Origin of the sequence: Rhodococcus qingshengii JCM 15477, from assembly GCF_023221595.1 — a bacterium.
Classification (GTDB): domain Bacteria; phylum Actinomycetota; class Actinomycetes; order Mycobacteriales; family Mycobacteriaceae; genus Rhodococcus_F; species Rhodococcus_F qingshengii.
In genome coordinates this window covers 5,018,927-5,044,857 of the sequence record NZ_CP096563.1, presented here as the reverse complement: position 1 = coordinate 5,044,857, position 25,931 = coordinate 5,018,927, and the positions used below count along the sequence as shown (strand labels likewise).

At 62.3% G+C, this 25,931-nt stretch carries 24 protein-coding genes and 2 riboswitches; of the genes, 8 read left to right on the top strand and 16 right to left on the bottom strand.

The window, feature by feature from the left end; genetic code table 11:
- Window positions 1–2: 2 nt before the first annotated feature.
- A riboswitch (SAM riboswitch) is annotated at window positions 3–96 on the bottom strand.
- 78 nt (window positions 97–174) lie between these two features.
- From fahA to M0639_RS23020, 4 genes are all read right to left on the bottom strand, one after another.
- The gene (gene fahA, locus M0639_RS23035) at window positions 175–1,365 is read right to left on the bottom strand and encodes a fumarylacetoacetase (RefSeq protein WP_054188907.1); all 1,191 of its coding nucleotides are present in this window, start codon (window positions 1,363–1,365) and stop codon (window positions 175–177) included.
- On the bottom strand, window positions 1,362–2,231 hold the full coding sequence (locus M0639_RS23030; RefSeq protein ID WP_064073951.1) for a hypothetical protein: 870 nt from the start codon (window positions 2,229–2,231) through the stop codon (window positions 1,362–1,364). The genes fahA and M0639_RS23030 overlap by 4 nt, the downstream gene beginning before the upstream one ends.
- Complete coding sequence (locus M0639_RS23025; protein WP_064073952.1) at window positions 2,228–3,427, bottom strand: homogentisate 1,2-dioxygenase; 1,200 nt, start codon at window positions 3,425–3,427, stop codon at window positions 2,228–2,230. Before M0639_RS23025 ends, M0639_RS23030 begins: the two co-directional genes overlap by 4 nt.
- Window positions 3,428–3,536: 109 nt before the next feature.
- Complete coding sequence (locus M0639_RS23020; protein ID WP_064073953.1) at window positions 3,537–4,088, bottom strand: MarR family winged helix-turn-helix transcriptional regulator; 552 nt, start codon at window positions 4,086–4,088, stop codon at window positions 3,537–3,539.
- Window positions 4,089–4,192: 104 nt separating this feature from the next.
- On the opposite strand from M0639_RS23020, the gene M0639_RS23015 reads away from it, so the two are divergent.
- Window positions 4,193–4,807, top strand: a complete 615-nt coding sequence (locus tag M0639_RS23015) for a TetR/AcrR family transcriptional regulator (protein WP_064073954.1) — start codon at window positions 4,193–4,195, stop codon at window positions 4,805–4,807.
- A gap of 174 nt (window positions 4,808–4,981) precedes the next feature.
- Entirely contained in the window at window positions 4,982–6,580 is a 1,599-nt protein-coding gene (locus M0639_RS23010; protein ID WP_064073955.1) for an ABC transporter substrate-binding protein, read from the top strand.
- 58 nt (window positions 6,581–6,638) lie between these two features.
- Here the strand turns inward: M0639_RS23010 and metE are convergent, their stop codons facing one another.
- The 7 genes from metE to M0639_RS22975 form a co-directional block, all read right to left on the bottom strand.
- Window positions 6,639–8,903, bottom strand: coding sequence for a 5-methyltetrahydropteroyltriglutamate--homocysteine S-methyltransferase (metE, locus tag M0639_RS23005; RefSeq protein WP_064074065.1), 2,265 nt, complete (start codon window positions 8,901–8,903; stop codon window positions 6,639–6,641).
- 159 nt (window positions 8,904–9,062) lie between these two features.
- A riboswitch (cobalamin riboswitch) is annotated at window positions 9,063–9,287 on the bottom strand.
- Between the two features lie 81 nt (window positions 9,288–9,368).
- Window positions 9,369–9,806 (bottom strand): helix-turn-helix domain-containing protein, encoded by a 438-nt coding sequence (locus M0639_RS23000; RefSeq protein ID WP_030535308.1) that lies wholly within the window; start codon window positions 9,804–9,806, stop codon window positions 9,369–9,371.
- Window positions 9,807–10,025: 219 nt separating this feature from the next.
- A complete protein-coding gene (locus tag M0639_RS22995) occupies window positions 10,026–10,655 on the bottom strand; it encodes a response regulator transcription factor (RefSeq protein WP_003940330.1) in 630 nt (209 codons plus the stop codon).
- Entirely contained in the window at window positions 10,652–11,776 is a 1,125-nt protein-coding gene (locus M0639_RS22990) for a sensor histidine kinase (protein WP_064073956.1), read from the bottom strand. Before M0639_RS22990 ends, M0639_RS22995 begins: the two co-directional genes overlap by 4 nt.
- Window positions 11,777–12,571 (bottom strand): ABC transporter permease, encoded by a 795-nt coding sequence (locus M0639_RS22985; protein ID WP_064073957.1) that lies wholly within the window; start codon window positions 12,569–12,571, stop codon window positions 11,777–11,779.
- Window positions 12,571–13,527 (bottom strand): ABC transporter ATP-binding protein, encoded by a 957-nt coding sequence (locus M0639_RS22980; RefSeq protein WP_042921758.1) that lies wholly within the window; start codon window positions 13,525–13,527, stop codon window positions 12,571–12,573. Before M0639_RS22980 ends, M0639_RS22985 begins: the two co-directional genes overlap by 1 nt.
- 45 nt (window positions 13,528–13,572) lie before the next feature.
- A complete protein-coding gene (locus tag M0639_RS22975; protein ID WP_003940332.1) occupies window positions 13,573–14,520 on the bottom strand; it encodes an EamA family transporter in 948 nt (315 codons plus the stop codon).
- 68 nt (window positions 14,521–14,588) lie between these two features.
- On the opposite strand from M0639_RS22975, the gene M0639_RS22970 reads away from it, so the two are divergent.
- Together M0639_RS22970 and M0639_RS22965 are read left to right on the top strand one after the other, a co-directional pair.
- Window positions 14,589–15,134, top strand: a complete 546-nt coding sequence (locus tag M0639_RS22970) for a CGNR zinc finger domain-containing protein (protein WP_003939872.1) — start codon at window positions 14,589–14,591, stop codon at window positions 15,132–15,134.
- 113 nt (window positions 15,135–15,247) lie between these two features.
- Window positions 15,248–16,546 (top strand): NtaA/DmoA family FMN-dependent monooxygenase, encoded by a 1,299-nt coding sequence (locus tag M0639_RS22965; protein WP_064073958.1) that lies wholly within the window; start codon window positions 15,248–15,250, stop codon window positions 16,544–16,546.
- Here M0639_RS22965 and M0639_RS22960 read toward each other — a convergent pair.
- Window positions 16,543–17,508, bottom strand: coding sequence for a proline dehydrogenase family protein (locus M0639_RS22960; RefSeq protein ID WP_003940479.1), 966 nt, complete (start codon window positions 17,506–17,508; stop codon window positions 16,543–16,545). The two genes, M0639_RS22965 and M0639_RS22960, sit on opposite strands and share 4 nt — an antisense overlap.
- A complete protein-coding gene (gene pruA / locus M0639_RS22955; RefSeq protein WP_064073959.1) occupies window positions 17,508–19,169 on the bottom strand; it encodes an L-glutamate gamma-semialdehyde dehydrogenase in 1,662 nt (553 codons plus the stop codon). The genes M0639_RS22960 and pruA overlap by 1 nt, the downstream gene beginning before the upstream one ends.
- Window positions 19,170–19,363: 194 nt before the next feature.
- Between pruA and M0639_RS22950 the strand changes: the two genes are divergently transcribed.
- Genes M0639_RS22950 through M0639_RS22940 form a run of 3 tightly spaced genes read left to right on the top strand, consistent with a single transcriptional unit; the run spans window position 19,364 to window position 22,448 of the window.
- Window positions 19,364–21,034 carry a PucR family transcriptional regulator gene (locus M0639_RS22950; protein WP_007733588.1) on the top strand — a complete coding sequence of 557 codons (1,671 nt, stop codon included), beginning with the start codon at window positions 19,364–19,366 and terminating at the stop codon, window positions 21,032–21,034.
- Window positions 21,031–21,348, top strand: a complete 318-nt coding sequence (locus M0639_RS22945) for a nuclear transport factor 2 family protein (RefSeq protein WP_007733586.1) — start codon at window positions 21,031–21,033, stop codon at window positions 21,346–21,348. Before M0639_RS22950 ends, M0639_RS22945 begins: the two co-directional genes overlap by 4 nt.
- Complete coding sequence (locus tag M0639_RS22940) at window positions 21,348–22,448, top strand: DNA alkylation repair protein (protein WP_054781709.1); 1,101 nt, start codon at window positions 21,348–21,350, stop codon at window positions 22,446–22,448. Before M0639_RS22945 ends, M0639_RS22940 begins: the two co-directional genes overlap by 1 nt.
- Window positions 22,449–22,459: 11 nt before the next feature.
- Here the strand turns inward: M0639_RS22940 and M0639_RS22935 are convergent, their stop codons facing one another.
- The 3 genes from M0639_RS22935 to M0639_RS22925 all read right to left on the bottom strand — a co-directional run bounded on the left by M0639_RS22935 (window position 22,460) and on the right by M0639_RS22925 (window position 24,463).
- The gene (locus M0639_RS22935) at window positions 22,460–22,906 is read right to left on the bottom strand and encodes a DUF2752 domain-containing protein (RefSeq protein ID WP_054781706.1); all 447 of its coding nucleotides are present in this window, start codon (window positions 22,904–22,906) and stop codon (window positions 22,460–22,462) included.
- A 50-nt stretch (window positions 22,907–22,956) separates the two neighbouring features.
- Window positions 22,957–23,247: a CD225/dispanin family protein gene (locus M0639_RS22930; protein WP_003940575.1), complete on the bottom strand. Its 291-nt coding sequence runs from the start codon at window positions 23,245–23,247 to the stop codon at window positions 22,957–22,959.
- Between the two features lie 166 nt (window positions 23,248–23,413).
- Window positions 23,414–24,463 (bottom strand): ABC transporter substrate-binding protein, encoded by a 1,050-nt coding sequence (locus M0639_RS22925; protein ID WP_037125863.1) that lies wholly within the window; start codon window positions 24,461–24,463, stop codon window positions 23,414–23,416.
- Window positions 24,464–24,836: 373 nt separating this feature from the next.
- Between M0639_RS22925 and M0639_RS22920 the strand changes: the two genes are divergently transcribed.
- Window positions 24,837–25,925, top strand: a complete 1,089-nt coding sequence (locus M0639_RS22920; RefSeq protein ID WP_003940571.1) for a 3-deoxy-7-phosphoheptulonate synthase — start codon at window positions 24,837–24,839, stop codon at window positions 25,923–25,925.
- Window positions 25,926–25,931 lie beyond the last annotated feature (6 nt).

Genomic DNA, 25,931 nt, shown 5'->3' with positions numbered 1-25,931 from the left:
GTCCTCCATCGGACCTGGCAGAAAGCACCCGCACCTCAGCAGAGGGGGTTGCTGCGACGTCACGGAGCCAGGACTCTCGATCGCTCTGGATGGTTAGTCCAGCTTATCTTCGGAGAATCGTGAGGCAAGGAATTCCGGACATCAGATCAGCGTGAATCAAACAGTTGTCAATCACTATCTTTCGGTTTGCGTTGCAGGCAGGATCCGAGCGTGAACATCCCCGAAGCCGATTCGTGATCCGCCGACGCCGGGAGCGGTGGCTGAGATGGCGATGGTGTCGCCGTCTTCGAGAAAGGTACGGGTCTCGGAGCCCACAGCTACGGGTTCCTTGCCGCCCCACGTCAACTCGATGAAGGCGCCGCGCTGATCTTTGTCCGGTCCGGAAATGGTTCCGGACGCGAAGAGATCGCCGGTGCTCGCTGCTGCGCCGTTGATGGTGGTGTGCGCGAGCATCTGCGCAGGCGACCAGTACATCTGGGCGTAGGGCGGCCGGGAGACGACGTGACCGTTCCACTCGACGGCCAGGTCGATGTCCAGCCCCCACTTCTCTTCACCACGCAGATAGGAAAGCGGTTCGGGATCCTGCACCGGAGTGTCGATTCGGGCTGCTTCGAGAGCGAGCAAGGGTACGACCCACGGTGAGATGGAGGTCGCGAAACTCTTCCCCAGGTTCGGACCGAGGGGCACGTACTCCCACGCCTGGATGTCTCGGGCAGACCAGTCGTTCACGACGACGGCGCCGAAGACGTGCTCGGCAAATTCGTCCGGGGTGATGGAATCGCCCATCTTCGAGGGAGTTCCGACGATGAATCCCATCTCGGCTTCGATGTCGAGGCGCCGGGACGGTCCGAAGTCCGGGCTTTCCTGATCGGGTGCCTTCCGCTGTCCGCAGGGACGAACGATGTCGGTGCCGGAGACGACGACGGTGCTCGAGCGCCCGTGGTATCCGACGGGAAGATGCTTCCAGTTCGGCATCAAGGGGGCTGCGTCCGGGCGGAACAACCGCCCGAGGTTGGTTGCGTGATTCTCCGAGGCGTAGAAGTCGACGTAATCGGCCACTGCGATCGGCAAATGCATTGTCACCGAATCAACGGAAAACACTGCATTCGAGTCTATTTCGCTAGTCACGAGCTCCGTGATCCGGTTTCGCACCGATACCCACTGATCTCGTCCCTGAGCCATGAACGCGTTCAGAGTCGGTTCGGAGAAGACGGAATCACCTAGTGTCGCTGCGAGATCGACCACCGATTCGGCGACGCGCACACCGACACGCGGTAACCCTCCCGCGGGGGAGAAGACCCCGTACGGCAGATTGTCGAGACCGAACAGTGAGTCGGCGGGAATGTCGATGGTCGTGACAGTCATACGAGAGTTCCTTCGGTTTTGTCGGAGCGGACGATCAACCCGAGGCCTTCCAGCTCGGTCAGAGGGTCCGAGATGCTGCAGGTACCGAACGAGAGGAATCGGCGACGCACCTCGCCGGCCTCGTCCTCGGTGAGGTCGGCCAGGGCTTGCGCGATCGATTTTCCATCGCGCTGAGACAGTGCAGCAACAATTTCCGAACGATCGGCGCCCCGCCTCGCCGCGTCGACGGCCACCATGATGTTGAGGAAGCCGTGTTGCTCGAAGCCTGTTTCCGGATCGGTGTTGCGCACACCGTGGTGCAGTCCCGCAGTCGCCTTGAACGGGATATTCGCTCGGACAACGGATATCACCGCATCGGCGAGCTCTTCCTCGTTCGGGTACGCCTCGGCGACAATCCCGCCGGTGCGAAACTTTGCGGAATGCCCGGCAGTTTCGAGAGCTGTGAGATAGCCCGCGCGCCGATCACCTCGAGGCACCTCGACAAAAATGTCGACGTCGGGATGAGCGGCATGGACACGAGAGAGTTCCTCGAAGGCCGCATCGGCGTCCAACCCGTCAGGAATTCCCACCTCGACGGCGGCGACGTGAACACCAGGGATGGCGAGCGCGTTCGAGAGTGCGGCCGCCGTATCGGATGGGCCGGCCGGCACGGTCAGACTCAGCGTCACCGGGCTGTCCGCTGAAACGTACGCAGCCAGTTCGCTCAGTCGAGGCGCGGGAAAAACGAAAGGCCCGACCAGTGCGTCGTAGTCCGCCTGCAGGTAGGCGGCGTGGGCCGGAATTGCTTCGGCGAGAGAAGCATTGCCGGGTGGGAAAAGTGCTGCGTCGTCGCACAGGCCGCGCAGGAGTGGGGAGATGATCGTCATTGCCTAGGCCCCCGCCCTGCCCAACTCCAGGCGTACGCTTCGTCCTCGCAGGCAAGGGCTCCCTCACCCAATTCGAGGGGCCGGAACGTATCGACCATCACGGCCAGCTCGTCGAAGAACTCGGCGCCGATGCTCCGCTCGTAGGCGCCGGGTTGTGGGCCGTGGGCGTGGCCGCCGGGATGAATCGATATCGAACCCTGTCCGATGCCGGAACCCTTGCGTGCCTCGTAGTCACCGCCGCAGTAGAACATGATCTCGTCCGAGTCGACGTTCGAGTGGTAGTACGGCACCGGGATCGACAGGGGGTGGTAGTCGACCTTGCGCGGAACGAAGTTGCAGATCACGAAGTTGTTCCCCTCGAACGCCTGGTGCGCCGGCGGCGGTTGGTGAACACGGCCCGTGATCGGCTCGTAGTCGGAGATGTTGAAGGTGTACGGGTACAGGCAGCCGTCCCAGCCGACGACATCGAAAGGGTGCGTGGGATAAACCATTCGGGTGCCGACGATGCCCGCCGACGTTCGGTGCTTGACCAGTACCTCGACGTCGGTTCCTTCGGCGATCATGGGCGCGATCGGTCCGTGCAGGTCTCGTTCACAGAACGGTGCGTTCTCGAGCAGCTGGCCGAAGCGGGAAAGATAGCGCTTGGGCGGGACGATGTGACTGTTCGCCTCGATGGCGTAGGCACGAAGTGGCTTGTCACCCTTGGGGATCCATCGATGCGTTGTGGACATCGGGATCAGGACGTAGTCACCTTCACTGGCCTCGAGTGCACCGAAGACGGTCTCGACGGTCGCCTCGCCAGATTCGATGTAGACCATCTCGTCGCCGATTGCGTTGCGATACAGGGGAGATGGCGCTGCCGCAACGACGTAGGACAATCGCACGTCGGCATTTCCGAGGATGAGACGACGGCCGGTTACCACGTCGGTCTCGTTCCAGGTGCTTTCGGGAAACAGCGTGTGGAGTTTCAGATGGCGCGGTTTGAGGGGATGGTTGGGGGTTGTGCTCTGATCGCGCAGTTCCCAGACCGTTGCGTCGACGATGGCCGACGGGATCTCGCGGTGGTACAGCAACGAAGAATCCGAGGAGAAACCTTCCTCTCCCATCAGTTCTTCGAAGTAGAGGTTGCCGGACTCGTCACGGTGTTGGGTGTGACGCTTCGGTGGGATGTTGCCGAGTTGTCGATAGAACGCCATGACGGGGCTCCTTCTGTGCTGTTCTGCCTGGCTCACCTCCACCAGATAGTAAACAGATTAACTAAAATGATGTGATGAGCGCAACCCTCCAAGGGGGTTGGGGTCTATGTCAGTTACGTCCGCGTACGTCGAACTGGCTGCGGTTGGTGATCAGTTTGTCCAGGAGCATGACAAGAATTCGCTGTTCGGCCTCGCTCAGGACGCTTACCCAGGCGTGTTCGCGTTCGTTCTGCTCGCGAAAGGCTTCGACCATGGCTTCTCGGCCCTTGTCGGTCAGGTACAGCTGGACGGAACGGCCGTCGTTCTCGGTGGGCCGACGATCGATCAATCCGTCTGCCAGCAGCGACTTGGACAGATTGGAGACCGCTGCCCTACTCATGCCGGTGAGCTCGGCGGCAGCCTTCGGCTCGATCGGACCGGCCAGCCAGGTGACGAACAACAGCCTGAAGGAGGACCATGACCAGCCGCGAGGGCGGTGGATCGACGACTCGAGATCGTAGGTGACCACGTTGGAAGCCCGATTGAGTGTCAGTAGTACCTCGGTGGCCAGCTGGTCGCGAAAGCCGTGTTCGGTGGCCAGTCGCTTGTTGGCCAGTTCGATGAACGACCAGAAGTTCAGCGCGCCGACGGTTGGCTGGTCATCGGTTGTCCGGTCAGTCATGGACTAACCCTAGCGCGATCTGCAGTTGATTAATTCGTGTATTAGATCTCGGGGTTACGATGAAACTTCGCAACCCGGCACTGCGGTCAGGATTCTGAACTATCGTGACGCGCGTGACTGCGCGCAGCGACGAGTTTCCCTTGGACGTCGACCTCATGTCGGTGGGGCAACTCGAGCGGAGAGGACGACTGACCACGGCGGTGGTCGAGATGCTGGCCGAGATGCCGTCGGATCGAATCCAGATGAAAGACGTCTCGGAGCGTTCAGGCGTCGCACTCGGAACGCTGTATCGCTACTTTCCGACCAAACAGCAACTTCTGGCTGCGGCGATGACGGCGTGGAGCGGTCTCGAATCGGTCCGTCGTCCTGAGAAGTTGCGGGCAGACGGTGGCGAGAACAACGCGTACGAGCGGGTTCTGGCACTTCATCGCCGCGAGATGAAGGCATTCGAGCGTAGGCCCCACTTCGCTCGGTTGGAGATCGAACTCCATTCGTCCTCGGATCAGTTCGTGATCGAGTCGTTGGATCTGCGCGCAGCGGCACATCGGAGAATGCTGTTCGAGTTGATGGACGGCGTCCCGGCCGAGACGGCGAGGGTTGCGGCCGTGGCAATAGGCGGCACGATGCTGACGGCCCTTGCGCTGTGGACCAGTGGCCGGATCGGATTCGCAGAGGCCCAGCGGAACGTCGAAGACGTCATCGGACTGGTAATTCGCTGAACGGTTGCAACCTAGAATTCAGTTCTTGTTTCTGCTGTCATGAACGCGAATTATCGCTTCGGCTTTGTGAAAACGAAGACGCAGGACGAGACCTTACCTAGAATTCACTTACAAATATGTCGGGGTGTCCGATCCAGGGATCGACGTATCCGTGAACTGTGAAAGTGAGTCGCAATGAAGCGCTCGTACCGAGTCGGCGCTCGAATCTGGATGGTTGTCCTGGCGTCGGCGACGCTGGTGGTGACGGGGTGCGCCGGTAGCAGCCAAGGTACGACCACGGATGCATCGGACGTGACGGTCGGAGTTGTCGGTGACCAGAACAACGGGGGAGAGCCGCGATCGGGTGGCACCGTGTCGTTTGCCACCTACAACGGGATCAGCAGTCTCGATCCGGCTGACCGTCAGGACGGCGGCGCTACCGGTGGTAGCGAAATGGCAGCCATCTACGACCTTCTCATGCGCTTCGATACGTCGGCGGGCGAGTATGTTCCCCACTTGGCTCAGTCGTTGTCGGCCAACGGCGACAACACGGTGTGGACACTGAAATTGCGCGACGGCGTCACCTTCAGCGACGGCACTCCGATGGACAGTGCGGCAGTCCTGTGGAGCATCGATCACTATCTGCAGAAGAAGGGAACTCACGCGCTGGTGTGGAAGACCGCTGTGCGCGAGACGAATTCACCGGATCCGAGTACGGTCGTCTTTACATTGGCGCAGCCGTGGGACGAGTTCCCGATCATGTTCACCACCGGTCCCGGCATGATCGTCGCGCCCTCGTCGATGGCTACCGGCACGTTCACCCCGATCGGGGCAGGCCCGTTCACCGTCGAGAAGTTCGCCTCCCAGGACGAATTGGTGCTCGCTGCCCGTCCGACGTACTGGGACGGGGCGCCGTACCTCGAGAAGTTGCGCTTTCCGGCAATCGTCAACGAGAAGAGCAAACTGGAAGGATTGCACACCGACGGAATCCAGGTTGCCTATCTGAAGTCTCCCGACTTCATTCACGAGGCTTTCGAAGCCGGTGATCCCGGATTTGTGTACTCGGCCAGCATGGCCGGAGTTCTGGCAATCAATCAGCGCGACGATCGGGCAGCGAAGGACGAGCGCGTGCGTAAGGCGATTGTCGCTGCGGTGGACCCGAATACGTTCAACGAGCGAGTTCAGGGCGGCTTCGGCGAACCCGGCACCGACATGTTCGCGTCGTGGTCGCAGTGGCACGGATCGGTGGCCGGGAACGGCTTCGACCCCGAGGCGGCCAAGAAGTATCTCGCCGAGGCGAAGGCGGACGGTTACGACGGAAAACTGACGTACGTCGGGATGAACGATCCGGCGACGCAGCGCAGCGCACTGACGTTTCAGTCGCTCTTGCAGGCAGTGGGTTTCACGGTCGACATCACCTACGCAACCAGCATCAACGATCTGATTTCCATGCTGTACGCAAAGCACGACTACGACGTGTCCTACTTCGCGTTCAACGTGCTGGAAGAGTCACCGTTCGTGCGTATGTACGGCAACCTGTTCAGCGAATCGCCGTCGAACATCCTCGGTTACAAGAACGCTCGGATGGACGAGTTGCTCGGCAAGCTGCAAACAGCGTCGGGCGAGGATGAGCGGCGAGCCGTCATCGACGATATTCAGACCGTGGTCAACGAGACGGCGCCGATGGCCGTGGTCAACTCCGGCAAGGTCTTCATCCCGTGGCGCGAGAACGTCCACGGAGTGACCCCGAGTGCGGACGGGATTCTGCTCTTCGGCAACACGTGGTTGAGCTGACCCCCGTGCGCCTTTTTGGTAGTGCCCACTACCAAAAAGGCGCACCGGGGCTTTGCCCCTATAGCTCCGCTCGTACCAACTTCGCGGCTTCGACGAGGTTACGCAGTGACGCCTCGACCTCGACGGAACCGCGGGTCTTCAAACCGCAGTCCGGGTTGACCCACAACCGCTCGACAGGAACAGCTTTGAGTGCCTCACGCAGGGATTCGGCAATCTCGTCGACGCTCGGCACCCGCGGCGAGTGGATGTCGTAGACACCCGGGCCGACGCCGAGGTCGAACCCGACCGAACTGAGATCGTCGAGGACCTCCATGTGTGAGCGCGCCGCCTCGATGGACGTGACGTCCGCGTCGAGGCCGGCGATGGCGCCGATCACCGCTCCGAACTCGGAGTAGCACAGGTGCGTGTGGATCGCGGTGGAATCCGCGACGCCCGAGGTAGCCAACCGGAAGGCGCCGACCGACCAGTCCAGGTAGGCGCGCTGATCCTCGGCACGCAGTGGGAGTAGTTCTCGTAGAGCCGGTTCGTCGACCTGGATGATTCCGATTCCGGCGGCCTGCAGGTCGACGGTCTCGTCTCGAATGGCCAGTGCGACTTGATTTGCCGAGTCGGCGAGGGGTTGGTCGTCGCGGACGAACGACCAGGCCAGAATGGTGACGGGTCCGGTGAGCATGCCCTTGACCGGCTTGTCGGTCAGGGACTGCGCGTACGTGATCCAGTCGACGGTCATCTGTTTCGGGCGGGAGACGTCGCCGTACAGAATCGGCGGACGCACGCAGCGGGTGCCGTACGACTGGACCCAACCGTTGGCGGTGGCGAAGAATCCGTCCAACTGCTCCGCGAAGTACTGGACCATGTCGTTGCGTTCCGGCTCACCGTGAACAAGAACGTCCAGGTCCAGCTTTTCCTGGAGCGCAACAACTTCGGCAACTTCGGCGCGCATACGGTTGACGTACTCGGCTTCGTCGATCTCGCCCGTGCGCAGTGCTGCGCGAGCGATGCGGATCTTCGAGGTTTGCGGGTACGAACCGATAGTCGTCGTGGGCAGCGGCGGCAGAGAAAGCAGTTCGTCCTGGGCAGCGCGACGTTCGGCGGCGGGCGCGCGACCGGTCGCCGAGTTCAGCACGGCGGCCAGGCGTCCCCGAACACTCGCATCATTGAGTCTGCGATCGTCCTTGCGGGTCGACGCGGCCGCTCGTGCCAGAGCGAACTCGTCCTCCACCGACTCTCGGCCCTGTGTGAGAGCGGTTGCGAGAGTTACTACTTCCTTGACCTTCTCGGTGCCGAACGCGAGCCACGAGCGCAGGGCCTTGTCGACATCGGCCTCTGCGTCGAGAGTGTACGGAACATGCAGCAGGGAGCACGATGTGGAGACGGCAAGAGTATCCACGCTGCCCAACAGAGCACCCAACGTGCTCAGTGCCGAATCCAGATCCGACCGCCAGATGTTTCGTCCGTCGACCACACCGGCGACGACCAGTTTGCGGGCGAGTTCGGGGACGGAGCCGATCGAATCCTGACCGGCCACCAGGTCGACGGCAAATCCTTCGACGTCGGTGGACGCAAGCGCGGGCAGCGCCTCACGCAGCGAACCGAAGTACGACGCCAACAGGATCGACGGCCGCTCGGACAGCGCTGAAAGCTGTTCGTACGCAGCGCGTGCCGCTTCGATTTCCTCGTCGGTGCGATCGCCCACGAGGGCCGGTTCGTCGAGCTGAACCCAGCTCGCACCGGCCTTCGCGAGCCGGCCGAGTAGATCCGCGTAGAGGGGGAGTAGTTCTTCGAGTCGCGAGAGCAGCGGCTCGTCAGTGCCGACAGCCTTCGAGAGCAGCAGGAAGGTGACCGGTCCGATGACGACCGGGCGGGCTGCAATGCCGTCGGAAAGTGCTTCTGCCAGTTCGGACAAGACCTTGGACGGGTCGAGTGCGAACGTGGTGGACGGCGAGATCTCCGGCACCAGGTAGTGGTAGTTGGTGTCGAACCACTTCGTCATTTCGAGCGGCGCGATGGTGTCCGTCCCACGGGCAGCGGCAAAGTAGCGGTCCAACGGATCGGCGACCGACGCGACGCGGTCGGGCAGCGCGCCGAGAAGAACTGCGGTGTCGAGCATCTGGTCGTAGAAGGAGAAGGTATTGACCGGGACGGAGTCGAGGCCCAGGTCACGGAGGTCGGCCAAGCCCTGCCGACGGAGGTCACGGGCGACAGCCTGCAGGGCGTCGGCGTCGATGCGCCCTGCCCAGTAGCTTTCGGTTGCCCGCTTGAGTTCTCGATGAGGACCGATGCGCGGTGAGCCCAGCACGGTCGAAGTGAATGTTGTTGTCACGGAGTTTCTCCAGATTGCCAATGCACTGATGGCCACTGCCGGCAGACGGGTATACCTCACGAGACCCCGAGTTTCAGCGGGCAGCACTGCCCGCACCGCACGCGAGGTCCGATGGAGATCTACACGCCCATTCCACGAGGCGGTGGACCGTCGGGCACGGCGTGCCCGACACAGTCGGCAGGTCTTCGGACTCGCGGGCACTCGATCGAGTTGGATCGAACCTACTGGCCGTCGCTTCCCAGGCGGATGCCCAGTGCACATGAACGGCGGTCGTTCCTGCTTACCGCTGCGGGACAGTCCCGGATTTTCACCGGGTTCCCTCTCACCCCGACAGCTTGCGCTGACGGAGCTTCGACGCCGGGACCGGTCTTCGGGGCTCCTCATGACCGTGCCGGGCGAACCAGCTGCATCGACCAGCATAAGGCCAACCCTCCCTGAGCAGTCAAGGAGAGTCGGCGAAGGGCGCTATGCGCGTGACATGTAGGAATTCGAGTCCGGTGGTACACGCGGAAGATTTTCGGAGGAACGTAGATTCTCCGCCATTTCGACAAGCAGATCCTGTGAAGACGGTGAGAGGTCGACGACACGGGAGGTGAGGTTCCGCAGGCGCACGTTGTGCAGCTGTTCGAGGAGGGAGAGGTCTGCCTCGCCACCTGAGATCGCGGGCGGAGTGTGATCGGACGGGGCGTAGAAGTAGTCCGGATGGACGTTGAAGAAGTGGGCGAGGGCGGCAACCACTTCGGGTGACGGATTGGTTCGGACGCCGGTGCGCAGTTGCGACAGGTACGGCGTGGAGATACGGCAGCCGAACTCGGTCATGCCGCGAACGACCATCGCGTTGGTGACGTGAAAGTCGGCAGTCTCGAACAGCGAGTTCAAGCGATCGTTGAACTGGTTCGACATGAGACGTCCCTTCCCCCGCTACGCACAGGCTCCGTCGATTCAATTAACTGCATCATAGCCAGGTATCGAACGATTAGCTGTTTCGGATTCTCGCGAAGCGGTCGTTTGCAGGGAAAATCCCTAGGGTAGAAGGTCCCTACTTTGAGTGATCTGGACAAATCGCCATCACGAATCGAACGGCGAACTATTTGCCGGGGAAGGCTATTCCAGACGCGCGGATCAGAGCCAGCCGTTCGACTCGGCGATTCTGACGGCTTCCGCGCGCGTCGACGCACCCGTCTTACCCATCGCGGATGACAGATGATTTCGAACTGTCCCGGCAGACAGGAAGAGCGCCCCTGCGATGGCTGCCACGGGTGCGCCGTCGTGAGCGGCGCGCAGTACTTGGGTCTCACGCTCCGTCAGGGGCGACTCGCCGCTGACGAGGCTGTCGGCCGCAAGGGTGGGATCGACGACGCGCAGTCCGGCGTGGACACGCCTGACCGCGTCGGCAAGCTGCCTGGCGGGGGTGTCCTTGACGACGAACCCGCCGGCCCCGGCGTGCAGGGCTTTACGAAGAAATCCGGGACGGCCGAACGTGGTGACGATCAGAACCCGGGTGTCGGGTGCTGCCTCGCGAAGGGCCGCCGTCGCGGCGATTCCGTCCATGCCGGGCATCTCGACGTCCAGAAGCGCGACGTCCGGGCGGTGTTCGAGAACGGCGGACACCACCTCGTCGCCGCGACCGACCTCGGCTACCACGGACAGGTCGGATTCCAGATCGAGCAGCGCGGCCAAAGCTCCTCGCACGAGCGCCTGATCGTCCGCCAAGAGCAGCCGTATGGTTGCTCGATCGCCCTGGCTGTTCACTCTGTCTCCTGTTCGACTACTTGAAGTGCAAACCCCTGCGGCTGGGGATGAGTGATGATCACTCGTGCGCCCGACGCTCCGGCGCGCTCGCGCAATCCGATCAGACCGTTTCCGGAAGACGTCGACTCGGCCCCTCGTCCGTCGTCGACGACCGACGCACTATTTTCGTCGACCGTGATCCGGCAGTGGGTCGCACCGCTGTGTCGAACGACGTTGGTGACGCCCTCACGGATCGTCCATGCAAAGAGTTCCCGAAGACGCGTGGGAACCATGTCGGTACTGCTCGGCACCTCGTCTTCGATACCAGCCGCACGCAATGCCTCTCGCGCTCGGGCTATCTCGACGGGAAGAGAAATCCCACGAAATCCTTCGACGGCCGAGCGCACGTCCGCCAGCGCGTCTCGAGAGAGCCTTTCGAGGTCGTCGAGTTCGCTGCGTGCACGTTCGATATCGACATCGAGTAGGCGATTGGCCAGTTCGGCTTTGATCGTGATGACGGTCAGCGAGTGCCCGAGGATGTCGTGCAGATCCCGCGCCATCCTCGTTCGCTCCTCCATGATTGCCCGCTGCTCCTGCTCTTCGCGTTCGTGGAGTATGGCGAAGTTGCGGCTGATCAGGGACATGATTCCCCAGGTCGCGAACGCGGCCGCGCAGACTCCGAGTGAGAGTCCGGAGTAGTTCCCCCATCGGGACGAGAGGCTGACTATCTCCACGGAGGCCGCGAACACCAAGGCGAGAATGCCGCCGGCGACGGTCGGCAACAGCGTCACCGCTGTCACCGCGAGGTACGGTGCTGCTGCCAAACCCGTCGGACCGACGCTCACGATCATCACAGCGGCCAACGCGGTCAAGGCGGACAGAGCCAGTGCAGCTTCGCGAATCGTCGGCCGAGTCATCGTCATTCGACGCCGCTGCTGCGTTGTGGCGAAGGTGTAGAGGTAGAGGGCACTGAAGGCGATCGTCGCGAGAATCCCTGTCCAGCCGCGCAGTTCGTCGCGTAGATTCCACCCCTCGATCAGCGGCCCGCCGAGAAATACCATCCAGACCGCCGCGAAGAGAACGCCGAAACGATTCCGCCGCGGGAGCGCGACGGAATCTTCTCGGTCAGTCGTTTGCGACAACTACACACGCTCCGTATCTCGTTGGAACCGCCAGATCGCTCCGCCGGCGAAGATGGCGAACCACACCAGGATATTGACGATCCAGGTCCAGTGAATGCTATTGCCCGTCAACGGTGCGTGGGCGAGGGCGTTGATGCCGAACATCGGGGTGAACTGTGCGATGGTCGCCCATACGGAACCGTCGGTGAGTGGTACGAAGAGTCCGCCGCCGAATGCGAGCAGAGCCAGTCCCGGTCCGAGCAACTGCATGACGTTCTCACTGGGGAGTAGGTACCCCATGAACAGGCCGAAGGCCGCGAAGATCGACGATCCCAGCCAGGCGATCAATGCCGTTGTGAACCAGAGTGATCCGTCCATCTGCGCCGAGGTGAACGCGCCGACGACGTAGACCACGAGAATCGAGACGAGACCGAGCAGCATCGCCATGATCAGTTTGACGGCGATGTAGGCGACCGGGGTCAGGGGAGTCAGCCGAAGTTGTCGGCTCCACCCGGACGCTCGTTCGATCGAGACCATCGCGCCGCCGCTGGTGGTGGCCAGCATCGCGCCGTACAGGGCCATGCTGATCATGATGTACGCGGCGACATTGCCGTGCCCGATCCCGTGGTCGTCGTCGCCTTGACCGAGACCGAAGACGAGGAAGAAGACAACCGGCATGACGAGCGTGAAGATCATCGTGCGCCGGTTGCGAGTCAGGCGACGAAATTCCAGTCGCAGTAGCGTCGTGTTGAATCCGCCGAGAGGTACGACGGTTCGCTCGGCTCCGTAGGTACTCGCTTCGGTTGCAGTGGTCATCACTTCTGTCCTTCGGAGTTGTTCGACGTGAGTGCGATGAATGCGTCTTCGAGGCCACGCGAGACGATTTCGAGATCGCGAGCCTGCGTATTGGTCAACAGGAACCGTGCAACGGCATCGGTGTCGCCCGAGTGCACGAGCAGCGACTCACCGCGCACCTCGACGGCGTCGGAGTTCGGTATGGCTCGCAGGAGTTCGTCGGTGATGCCTGGAACAGTCGCGCGCAGGGTGCGCCCGGACGCCATCGCCTTGACCTCGGCGGTGGTCCCGTCTGCGACCACGGTGCCTTGCCTGACCAGGATGATGCGGTCGGCGTAGACATCGGCCTCTTCGAGGTAGTGCGTCGCAAAAAGCACAGTGCGACCGTGATCTGCGTCGGCGCGGATGGCGGACCAAAAGTCCCGACGCCCTTCGACGTCCATGCCGGTGGTGGGCTCGTCGAGAATGAGCAATTGCGGGTTCGACAGCAACGCCATCGCAAATCGCAATCGCTGTTGTTGTCCGCCTGAGCATTTGCTGACCAGGCGATCGGAGATGTCGAGGATTCCGGCTCTCCCCAGCACTTCGTCGACCGGACGGGATTGGGAGTACAGGCTGGCGGTCAGCTGCACAGTCTCGGCAACCGTCAGCTCTTTCAGTAGTCCGCCGGTCTGCATGACTGCCGAGACGAGTCCGCGGGCAATCGCCGATCGAGGTGACATTCCGAAGACGCTCACCTCGCCTGACGTCGGCCGGGACAGGCCGAGGATCATGTCGATGGTTGTCGTCTTGCCTGCGCCGTTCGGGCCGAGGAACGCGACGATCTCGCCGGGGCGGATGCTCAGGTCGATACCTTTGACGGCGTCGACGGTTCCGAAACTCTTGCGAAGTCCGGTCAACCGGACGGCATCGTGTGCCGATCCTTCAGTGCGTGTATGCAGTGCCTGTGGTGAATGCCGTGCCTGTGTTGAGGTCATACATAGAATCTGCTCGCTTCGAGGTCGTGATCCCTCGTCTGTCCGTCATTCTTCTGCCATGACATTTGTCATCGGGTCGGCCGGTATCTGTTTCGGTGCAACCTGACCGAGGCGCGCGAGGACCAACCCCGCGATGATTGCTGCGCCACCTACAGCTTGGAGTGCGGTGACGGATTCCCCGACCAGGATCCACGCGGCGACGACCGCGCACAGCACTTCGGTCAGCGCTACCAGAGACCCGATTGTCGGCCCCAGCAGCGTGATCGCGGCGATGCCGGTGAGATAGGCAATGACAGTGCTGACCAGGACCAGGACCACCACCGGCAGCCACACGTTCACCGAATGGTCTGCCACGACGGCGTTCGAGGCCGAGAACTGGAGGGGGAGGACGCCTACGAGTCCGAGCGCGCCGATGACCACTGCACTGACCGTGAGCCCCGATGCCGCGAGAACAACTGGATGGAGATCACCGTCCGCACGTTCGGAAATGACGAAATAGACTGCAAGGCATGCCGCGGCGGCCAGTCCCCAGGCGACTCCGACGGCACTGATCTCTGCCGATCCGAAGACGTCGATCACCACGGCGGCGCCGATCAAGGCCACCGCCGCACCGAGAAGCGTCTGCACGCTCGGACGTGCGCCCTTGGTTATCCACACCCACCCGATGACGATGATCGGTGCAAGGTACTCGAGAAGCAATGCGACGCCGACCGAAAGATGTTGCACGGCATTGAAGAAGCACAGTTGAACGCCCGAGATCGCGAACACCCCGTACAGCAGTACCGTTCGCGTGTGGGTGCTCACCTGTCGTAGGCGAGGCCATTGGGTGGCTACGGCGATCACCATCATCACCAGTGCGCCGCCTGCAACGCGCGCGAACACTGCGCCGCCGGGGGACCACCCTGATTCGATGAGAGATTTCGCGAACGGGCCCGATACGCCGAACGTTGCCGCGGACAGCAGAGCGAAGATCAAGCCGTTGCGAGAGTTCACGTCGTCACCCGTCAGGAGTAAAAGCGATTACGATGCTGACATTAGGTTGATACGGCTCAGGAGTCAAAGTGCATTTTGCTGGTGACACGGAATCGGCGCTCGTCTTCGCCGCGTCGTTGGTCAACACGGCCCGCGGCGGGGCCGAACTGCTTCCGGATCAAGAGGAGCTGACACGGTTTCTCGACGCGGATCGCTGGACCGGCAGGCGGGACGGCACACCGGAGGAATTGACGGCGGTTCGTGCGCTGCGTCCACGACTGCGAAAGTTCTGGGAAGCCGCGGGAGTGGACGACGCCGTCGAGGTGGTGAACACACTGCTACTCGAATCGGGCGCGAGGCCGCGGCTCACCAGGCACGACGACCTCGGCTGGCACCTGCACGTCACCGCTGACGATTCGCCACTGGTGGACCGGATGGCCGCAGAAGCGGCGATGGGTGTGCTCGATCTGATCCGAACCGACGAATTCTCGAGGTTGCGATGGTGCGAGGCCCCGGACTGCGAAGCGGTCTTCGTGGATTTGTCGCGCAATCGTTCGAAGCGATACTGCGACACCGGGAACTGTGGGAACAGGGCGCACGTCGCCGCCTATCGTGCCCGTAAATCCGGGGCGTGACCAAGCGGCGTTCGGAGGGATAGAACCAGGCTGAGTGAATTCCTTGTCGGGAGCCAGGATCGGTCTAGCGTTGTGAATTCGGAACAGATTTCGCGAAGCCAGGAGGATGGTCGGTGGCCGATCGTAGGCGTCCACTCAAGACGGTGACCGGTGTCAGCGGGGCGGTGAGTATCTACGACGCAGCGATCGATCCGACGACGTCGACGGTCGCGTCCGCGATCGACGTCGCAAAGACGGCCGAGGCGAACAAGATCGACGGACTGTTTGCCGCCGACCTGCTGAGTTTCGGTGCGCAGGGCGCGATCGGTGCGCAGGAGCCGTTGATCTTCCTTGCCGCGCTGAGTGCGGTCACCACCCATGTGGGGCTCATCGCCACCGTCACGACGACGTTTCATCACCCATTCAACCTGGCACGGTTGTTCGGCACCCTGGACCACGTCAGCAATGGTCGAGCCGCATGGAATGCCGTCACTTCCTCACTCGGAGAAGAGAACTACAGCGACCTGGACCTGCCGAGTCCGGAGGAGCGGTACGCCCGAGCGGCCGAATCGCTCGAGGTGGTCAACGCGCTCTTCGACAGCTGGAAGCCCGGCGCCTTGATCCGGGGAGAGGGCTCTGCGGTGCTGGATCCGTCGAGGGTGGTCCCCATCGAGCACCGAGGCAAGTACTTCACCGTGCAGGGGCCGTTGAACATTCCATCCCTGCCGCAGCGTCGTCCGGTCCAATTCCAGGCAGGCCAATCTGCCGGGGGTATCGAACTGGGTGCTCGCTTCGCGGAGGTCGTATTCACCTCTCTCGCAACCTTCGAGGACGCGGTCACCTACACGAAGACGATCCGCGCCAGGGCGGCAGAGTTGGGGCGTGGGGACGAACTGCCACTGATTTTCAGCTCGTTCCACGCAACGTACGGCGCTACCGAAGCCGAAGTCGAACGATTGGTCAGAGAAGCCGAGGAATCGACGGACTTCGACGCCGGACGCACCAGGCTTGCCGACATGTTCGGCGGCGGCGTGGATTTCTCGGAATTGCCGCTGGATCGGCCGATCCCGGAGTCGTTGTTGCCGGACCCGTCGTCGGTGAATCGACGACGGGGCCGGGTCGAGATCTTCGGCAAGCTCGCATCACAAGGAAAGACTCTGCGTGAGTTGATCATCGCGTCCAAGGACACCGGCCACTGGGCAGCGGCGGGCACCCCGGAACAGCTCGCGGACGCGATCGAGGAACGATACGACGCGGGCGTACTCGACGTCATCACGCTCGGTGACCTTGCGGATCCGCGTACACGCGATTTCGTCACGAACGGGCTGCTGCCGGAGCTGCGCAAGCGCGGAATCGTGGGATCCGACTACGTCGGCGGTACCTTTCGCGAAAACCTCGAGTTGCCACCGCTGCCACCGGTTTCCGGTGTCTAGTTGTTGGAAGCGAGTGAGCGCATGAAGAACATGAGGTTGGCCGGTCTTTCCGCGAGGCGACGCATGAAGTAGCCGTACCACTGGCTGCCGTAGGGAACGTAGACCCGCAGGTGATTGCCTTCGGCTACCAATCTGCGTTGTTCGCCGTCGCGGATGCCGAAGAGCATCTGGAACTCGAAATCCGCGGCTGTCCGCTCGGTCAGTGTGGCGAGTCCGAGGGCGGCGTCGATCATGGTGGGATCGTGGGAGGCCACCATCGGGTATCCGTCACCTTCCATCAAGACCTTCAGGCAACGCACGTACGACGCGTCGACTTCGGCGGCCTTTTGGAACGCGACGCCGGCCGGTTCCTTGTATGCACCCTTGCACAGCCGAATTCGTGAACCTGATCCGGAGAAGTGCCGGCAGTCGGCCTCGGTGCGGTGTAGGTACGCCTGCAGGACCGTGCCGAGCGTCGGGAAGTCGCGGCGCAACTCTTCGACGATGGACAGTGTCGAGTCGGTGGTGGTGTGATCCTCCGCATCGACGGTGACCCACGCGCCCACTTCGTCTGCCGCTGTGACGATTCGGTGAGCGTTCGCCAGGGCGATCTTCTCGCCGTCACCGGGAAGTGACTGCCCCAACGCGGAGAGCTTGAGCGAAACCTCCAGGGAGTGTTGCGTCCCGGCAATCTCGGAAAGCGTTGCGTACGAGCGGAGAAGGGAGAGATAGGCATCGACGGTAGCTGTTGCCTGAGCCGGATCGGTGGTGTCCTCGCCGAGGTAGTCGACCGTCACGAACCGGCCACTGGTGAGGATGTCGCGCACCGCTGACATCGCTGCGGGTTCCGCGTCCCCGGCGACGAACCTGTCTACAAGCTTGCGGGTCAAGGTCATCCCGGAGACTGTCTTCTCCAGTCGCGACGAGCGTGCCGCCGCGAGGAGCACCGGGCGCAGTGGGTTGCTCAGCGAGACGGCACTCATCAACGGTTCTCGCTCTCGGCTGGATCGACGTCCTGGTGGGGGTAACGATGATCGGTGGGAGGAACGAAGGTTTCCTTGACGGTGCGTGTCGACGCCCAACGGAGCAGATTCTGCGGCGAACCGGCCTTGTCGTTGGTACCCGAAGCCCGCGCACCTCCGAAGGGTTGTTGTCCGACAACCGCTCCCGTCGGCTTGTCGTTGACGTAGAAGTTTCCGGCGGCGAACCGCAGACCATGATGAGCTTGATCGACGGCCGCACGGTCGGTGGCGATCACGGCACCGGTCAGGGCGTAAGCGGATCCGCTGTCGATACGAGCGAGGATGTCGGCGTAGGCATTCGGTGCGGAGTCGTCGTAGACGTGAAGCGAAAGGATGGGACCGAAGTACTCGGTGCTGAAGGCTTCGTCGCTCGGGTCGTCACCGAGTAGGACCGTCGGTGAGATGAAGAATCCTTCACGGTCGTCGTAGTCGCCGCCTGCTGCGATGGTGAGGCTGCTGGTCGACTTGGCGCGGACGATCGCGGCGGCGTTTCGGTCGAACGAACGTTGGTCGATGACGGCGCCGCCGAAGTTCGTCAGGTCGGTGACGTCTCCGTACTTCAGCGTCGACACAGTGTCGATGAACGTGTCGCCCATCTTGGCCCACACCGACTTCGGGATGAACGCCCGTGATGCGGCCGAACATTTCTGGCCCTGGTAGTCGAAGGCCCCGCGAATCAATGCCGTCGTGAGTACGTCCGGGTCAGCGGAACTGTGTGCGAGTACAAAATCCTTGCCGCCGGTTTCGCCGACGAGACGCGGATACGTCCGGTAGTTCGAGATGTTGGCTCCGACCTCACGCCACAAACGCTGGAACGTTGCGGTGGATCCGGTGAAGTGGATACCCGCCAGTCGGGGGTCGGCAAGCGCGACCTCGGACACCAAGGGGCCGTCGCCGAGAACAAGATTGATCACCCCGGGCGGGAGGCCGGCAGTTTCGAGCAGTTGCATTGTCAGGTACGCCGCGACGGCCTGCGTGGGTGACGGCTTCCAGATCACGGTGTTGCCCATCAGGGCCGGTGCTGTGGGGAGATTTCCGGCGATGGCGGTGAAATTGAAGGGAGTGATCGCGTAGACGAAACCTTCGAGTGGACGGTATTCGACGCGATTCCACACTCCCGGAGCGGAAACGGGTTGGTCGGCGAGTATCTGACGTGCGAACGCGACGTTGAAACGCCAGAAGTCGATCAGTTCGCAGGGCGCGTCGATCTCGGCCTGGTATGCGGTCTTCGACTGGCCGAGCATTGTTGCGGCGGCGATGGTTTCGCGCCACGGGCCGGAAAGTAGATCGGCGGCGCGGAGGAAGACCGCAGCGCGGTCGTCGAACGAGAGGTCGCGCCAGGCCGGGGCGGCGAGTGTGGCGGCGTCGATGGCATCACGAACGTCCGAGTGGGTTGCGCCCGCATACGATCCGAGCACCGAACTGTGACGGTGTGGTTGAACAACGCTCTCTCGCTTACCTTCCGCAGTTCGGTGGATGCCGCCGATGACCTGCCTGATGTCGGTCGGCGATTCGGCCAGTTCGGTCAGTTTCGTACGAAGGCGCGATCGTTCCGGGCTTCCCGGCGCGTAATTGTTCACCGGTTCGTTGGCTGGGTGGGGGACATTGGTAACGGCGTCCATGACGATCCTTCGGCAGACTCAGGAGTGGGCAGTGTCGTGTCGTGAACCAGTCAAGTCGAAAGACGTCGGCGAGTAATCCGCTGAGCGGCCAAACATCGGTGTCCGTGTTTGTCCGATCGGCTGAACCGTTTTCGCAGGAAAATGCACTATTCTCGAAGTTGAGGCGTTGCGACGGTCCGGAGAGTGGGTGGTACGTGTCTATCCGTGGGGTCAGGCTCGACGCGGTCCTTCGGGCGCTGGGCGGAGCTTTTGTCGAGCTCGTCCTCGCGCCGTCAGGTGATGACGTCTTCGTCGACTCCGTGGTGTTCGCAGAGGTCGGGGACCTCACGCGCCCCAGAACCGCGGCCGTCGAATCCTCTGAGGTCTGGCTCGCTGTCGGTATCGGCGCAGCCGAATTGGCGGCCTGGCTGAACCGCCTCGATCAGAAGGGATCAGCGCCTCGGGCCGTCATGTCGAAGGAGGCCTCGGACACGTCGGTGCGTGCGGCGGCACAGCGCGCCGGGATCGCCTTGATAGCGGTCCATCCGGATGCTCGTTGGGATCGATTGTTCACGACCATCCGGGGCGTGCTCGATCATTCGGTGTCCCGACAGGATTCGGACGACATCGTATTCGGTAGTGACACAGACTTGTTCGAGCTGGCGCAGAACGTCGCCGCAATCACGCGGGGGATGGTCAGCATCGAGGACGAGCATTCCCACGTCTTGGCCTATTCGGCATCGGGAGATGCTGCGGACGAGCTACGTCGGCAATCAATCCTCGGCCGCGAAGGACCTCGCGAATACCTCCGAAAGCTACAGGAGTGGGGCGTCTTCGAAAGCCTGCGGCGAAGCGACGACGTAGTGGAGGTGCCCGCTCACGACGACCTCGCGATCAGGCGACGGTTGGTGGTTCCGATTCGGAGAATATCCGACAATGTCAAGGGGGAGAGCGGTTTCAGCTCTGATCTTCTCGGCACGATCTGGGTGCAGGAAGGCCCGGTTCCCATTGCCGGCGATGCCGACAGCGTGCTCCGCGGTGCCGCGGCCGTTGCTGCTCGGCTGATTTCGCGCATCCGAGACGCGCCGAGTAACGAGGCGATACAGATTCAGCGGTTGCTCGGGGTTCGCGGCGGCGGTGTCGACGTTCCTTCGCTCGCGGCCTCGTTGACCATCCCGATGTCCGGACCGGCGATGGTGGTCGGAGTGGCGAGTATCGGAAACGGTGGGCTGCCGTCTTCGGGCGAACTCGTGTCGTCTTTGCGACTGCACGCCAGCGCCTTTCAGCGTGAATCGCTGGTGAGTGCCGTCGGCACCCGGATCTATGTGCTGTTTCCGCGAACCCAATCCGTGAAATCCACAGTCTCGTGGACCCGCGAAGTTGTCGCGCGTTTGGACAAGGTGTCGCCTTCGGGGCTACGGGCCGCGGTCTCGTCGCCGGTTTCGACGCTTGCGGAGGTGGCCCAGGCTCGGGCCGAAGTGGATCGGGTCTTGGACGGAACGTCGGGGGATGTTCGTGTGACCACCCTCGCGGACTCGCGCACACCGGTGCTGCTGGGCGAAATCATGGACACCATTGCGGCCGACGAGCAACTGCACGATCCGAGAGTCGACGCCCTGGACGTCTACGACAGACGCAACGGGTCGAACATGCGCGAAAGCATCTCCGTTTACCTCGCACATTCGGGCGATGTCCGACGTGCATCCGAGCAGCTTCGGATTCACCCGAACACCCTCAGGTATCGGATCAAGAGGGTCGAGGAGATCACGGATACCGACCTCTCCGAGCCGTCGGCCAGGCTGTTGATGGAGATTCAGTTGGCGGCGTCTGCTCGGGCAGTGAGTTCGCCGAACCTGTCGGACCCCAGCAGTACTCTTCGCGAATGATCGACTCAGCGAAGGTGCCAGGCGCAGCGCGCGCGTATTTCGACGGCGGCGACGTCCGCGGCGTTTTCACCGAAGACGCAGTGGTTCGTGACGACGGCCGGACGTATGTCGGGATCGAAGAAATCGTGGCGTGGAAGTCCGCCGTGTCGACGGCGTTCACCTTCACCCAGAAGATCGAGTCGGTCAACACCCCAGGCTCGGCCGTTGTCGTGTCGGTGAAGGTCGAGGGTGATTTTCCCGGAAGCCCCGTCCAGTTACATCACCATTTCACTCTCGACGGTGATCGGATTTCCGCTCTCACGGTGTGCCCCTGATGCCCACCGCTGACGAACTGCTCGGGAAATCCGTCGTCGCCGATCTGGCAGGCTGTCTAGAGCGAGCCTCCGGTCACACACGCCTCGCCCTCGTTCGGGGTAGTACATCCGAATTCGACGGTATGAGTCTCGGCGAACGTACGCGCGTTGTGCGGGACGCGATGACTGCCGAACTGCCTCAGGATCTTCCGGCCTTCGCCGAGATCATCCGCCGTGCGCTTTCAGAAGAGACCTTCACCGGTTGGATGATCTGGCCGGTGACCGAAGCCGTCGCCGTCACGGCGACACGAAGTGGCTCCGAGTCGGATTTCGACGAGGGAATGGCTCTGCTTGCCGAGTTGACGTCGCGTCTGACGGCCGAATTCGCAATTCGCTCATTTCTCGAAACGAACCTTGACCGTTCGCTGGCGATCGCACTCACCTGGACCGGCCATGAAGACGAACACGTCCGGCGCTTGGCGACCGAAGGCACTCGTACTCGTTTGCCCTGGGGAAGGCGAGTGAAAGAATTGACGGCGCGTCCCGAGTCGACAATCGTCATTCTCGACGAGCTGTATCGGGATGATTCGGAATATGTACGACGTTCGGTCGCAAACCATCTCAACGATCTCAGTCGTGCTGACGCTGCGCTCGCAGTATCGACTGCGAAGCGTTGGCTGCAGACACCGGATGCCAACACACTGAAAATCGTCAAACATGCATTGCGGACGTTGATCAAGGCCGGCGATCCAGATGCTCTGTCCCTCTTGGGGTTCTCGCCGCCCACCGACGTCGTGGTCGAGGGGTTCGTCATCGACCGCGAAACAGTTGATGCGGGTGGAGAACTCACCTTCGACTTCGCCGTCACGAACAATGGCAGCGAGTCCGTCACCGTCGTGATCGATTACATCGTCCACCACGTGAAGGCCAACGGGCAGACGACGCCCAAGGTCTTCAAACTGACAACACGAACGCTGGAACCCGGGGTGCCGGCCCGTATCGCGAAGAGGCATTCCTTCAAACCGATCAGCACCCGGAAGTACTACGCCGGCGAACATGCCGTCGAGGTGCAGATCAACGGCGTACGCCAGGTGCGAGGTGTATTCCGTTTGGACGCGTGAGGAGATCCGGCCTAGACGCGGAGACCGGCAAATATCGGGATCGGGGCTATGCGGACCGTCGTCCAGATCAACACGAGTGTCAAGATCACAGCCGGTGACCAGCGCAACTGATGCCAGAGCACGACGGGTCTTCCACGGGTGCGGGCGGTCGTCCACGAGACGTACGTGAACGCCAGTGCAAGCAGCATCACGAGGCCAAAGGCATTGAAACGCATCGCTGCACCGAAATCGCCGTGGATGAGGCTGTACACCATCCGAGTGCTACCGCAACCGGGACAATTGACGTTGAACAGCGCTTTGGTCGGACAAACGGGAATGACCCCACCAGGTGTGATGGGGTCACTCCAGGAGATGAAGGCGCACAGCGCAATTGCCGTGAACGCAACTGCCGCTGGCGCCTTCAGTGCGGCGAGTCGTGATATGTCATCGTTCTCGGTGTCACCACAATTCGGTGTCATTGCAGTTCGGTGTTTGGCCGTCGATCAGTGTCGCCGGTCGGCGTCGGCGGTCACAGGGAACTCGATCCGGCTAGGACGACGACAAAAAGGAAGTACAGAACAGCGACGGCAACACCTGCGCCGACTGACCACAAGGCGAACTTCTTGGCATCGTCAGCTGATTTTCGCGCAGCGTCGAACTGACCTTGCGCCCACAAAGTGTTGACCTGGCTTGATTTGACGATCGAGACGATGCCGAGCGGGAGGCAGCAGAACACTGTCACGAGAATCGCCCAGACCAGATTGTTGTCCGGCGGAGGGCCGACCGGTTGTTGCTGGCCGTAGTACGGGTTCTGCGTCATTGGTCACCTAGCGTTCGGAGAAACAGGGCGTTCGGAGAAACACCCTCTGACGTGCGAAGAGCACGGGCAGGTGACAACATAATCCGTTTCCGATTGAGTCAGTATCGACTGTTCGTATGACAGAGAATCCGGTTGATTTCTGATTCGGAAGGCGATCCCGAAGACGTCAGCGCATGACCTGTACCTGCTCGGCGATATCAGCGGCCAGGGCCATCGCAGTCAGAGCGAGGCCGTTGTTGAGGTCATATCGCAGATGCCCGACATGGCCGTCCTGGACAGCGCGGACTCGTTTCCACGTGGGCGACTCGGCCTCCACAGCGTCGGGGTTCTGTAGCAAGACGAAGTCGGCCTGGTCGAAGATCGCAAGCTCCTCGAGGCTGTAGAAAGTCGAATCCTTCCGATCAGGTGCGGCATGGGCAGCGTCGGTCAAGACGTTCAAGCCGAGGTCCTGCGCAACCGAGACGGCGAACGTGTTGTTCTGCAGCCAGATCTGACCGCTGTCTGCGCCGGCGATCGCAATCGACTTGCCTTCGAGGAGACCACCGATCTTGGCCCGCGCTTGCGCAAGTTCGGCGTTGTATCGGGCGATGACGCGTTCGGCGACTTCGCGGCGATCGAGAGCCGTGAGCTGCGCGGTCATGGCCTGCTTCCACGACGAGCCCGTCGTGCCCTCGTCGACGACGAGCACCGGTGCGATGTCAGTGCCGAGCAGGCCCTTGTCCTGGTAGTAATTCCACCAGCCTTTCCCGACGACCAAAAGATCGGGGTCGTGGCTCAGTATCGATTCGGCATTCGGTTCGTTGTTCGTCCCACCGAGGCGAGCCGCGCCGGCGGGTACCTGGCGCATGAGTTGAGACTTCGGATCCCAATTGGTCGCGACGATCGGGTACTCGGCAAGTAGTGCAAAATCGAGGGCGCCTCGAGCTTCGAGTACCACGACGCGCTTGGGGTCCCGCGGGAGGCGGTAGGCCTGGTCCGCGACGACGATGTCGACCCACTCGTCCGAGGCTTCGGTGCCGCTGGATTCGCTCGAACATGCAGAGAGCGCGCCTAGTGCACCGAGCGCCGCCGCACCGGCCAGGAATCCGCGTCGTGTCAAGGAATCGATCAGACGGGTGAACTCGCCGTCCACATCTCTTGTCGACTGCAAGGGGGTATCGGTCGCAAAAGGGGACACCGTCGGGTGGAAGGTTTCGGTCGATTCGATCACAGGCATGAGAAGGCGCAGCTCCATCTGATGTTCCGGGCATTGGCAGGTGCCTGACCAACGTATTCGAATTCCGCAGCCGCAGCCTTGCTCGAAAGCGCCAATCGCTCAGCGGATTTGGCCATTCGTCACGGGCTCGTGCCGCGGGACTCTCCCCTCGGATTCGGCTCGTTGTGGAGGGGCGCGCCCATCTGATCCGAACTCGAGGTATCGTGGCCGACATGCAGCGCGTCTATTTCTGGTTTAGCAGGCCGGCCCCGGGTGGGCCTGCCGGCGTAACCACGCGCTGACAACCTCCACCCAAGAGCCGGACTACAGACCGGCTCGCTGGAGTTTCTCTTCATCTCTGGGGTCGGCCTGAGAACAGGAAACCGAAAACCCCATGACTGTCACCATCGACACCACCGCAGCTTCGGACAGCCTCGACGATCAGCGCACTGTGAGTATCAGTCCGCTCGTGTCACCGGCGACTGTTCGTGCTCAGCACGCTCCGGACGAAGTCGCGGCCGCCACTGTGCGCACCGGTCGGGCCGACACCATCAACATCCTCAACGGTGACGACGATCGTTTGATCGTCGTAGTCGGTCCGTGCTCTGTGCACGATCCGGAAGCGGCGATGGACTACGCCCGCCGGTTGGCCGCCAAGGCCGAAGAACTGCGGGACGATCTGCACATCGTCATGCGCGTCTACTTCGAAAAGCCGCGCACCACACTCGGGTGGAAGGGCCTGCTCAACGACCCCCACCTCGACGGCACGTTCGACATCAACACCGGGCTCGGTATCGGCCGCAAGTTGCTTCTCGACGTGTCGAGCCTGGGCCTGCCTGTCGGCTGCGAGTTCCTTGATCCGATCATGCCTCAGTACATTGCCGACCTGGTCAGCTACGGTGCGATCGGCGCCCGGACCGCCGCCAGTCAGGTTCACCGTCAGCTGTGCAGCGCGCTGTCCATGCCCGTCGGTATCAAGAACTCCACCGAAGGTGATGTGCAGGTAGCCGTCGACGGCACCCGCGCCGCGGCAGCGAGCCACGTGTTCCCCGGAACGGACCTCGACGGCCAGGCTGCCTTGATCCGTACCGCGGGCAACCCCGACTGCCATGTCATTCTTCGTGGCGGTAGCGACGGACCGAACTACGATGCCGAGACGGTCGCGGACACCCTTGCCCGCCTGCGTAAGTCGAACCTGCCCGAGCGCGTGGTCATCGACGCGAGCCACGGTAACAGCAGCAAGGACCATGAGCGTCAGGTCATCGTGCTCGACGACATTGCCCGACGTCTGACCGAGGGCGAGCAGGGAATCGCGGGCGTCATGTTGGAGAGTTTCATCGAGGCCGGCCGTCAGGACCTGACCTTGGGCAAGGCGGACGAGCTCACCTACGGTCAGTCGATCACCGACGCGTGCATCGACTGGTCCACCACCGCAGCGCAGTTGGATCGTCTGGCGCAGGCCGTTGCGGCTCGGAGGGGCTGACGCACC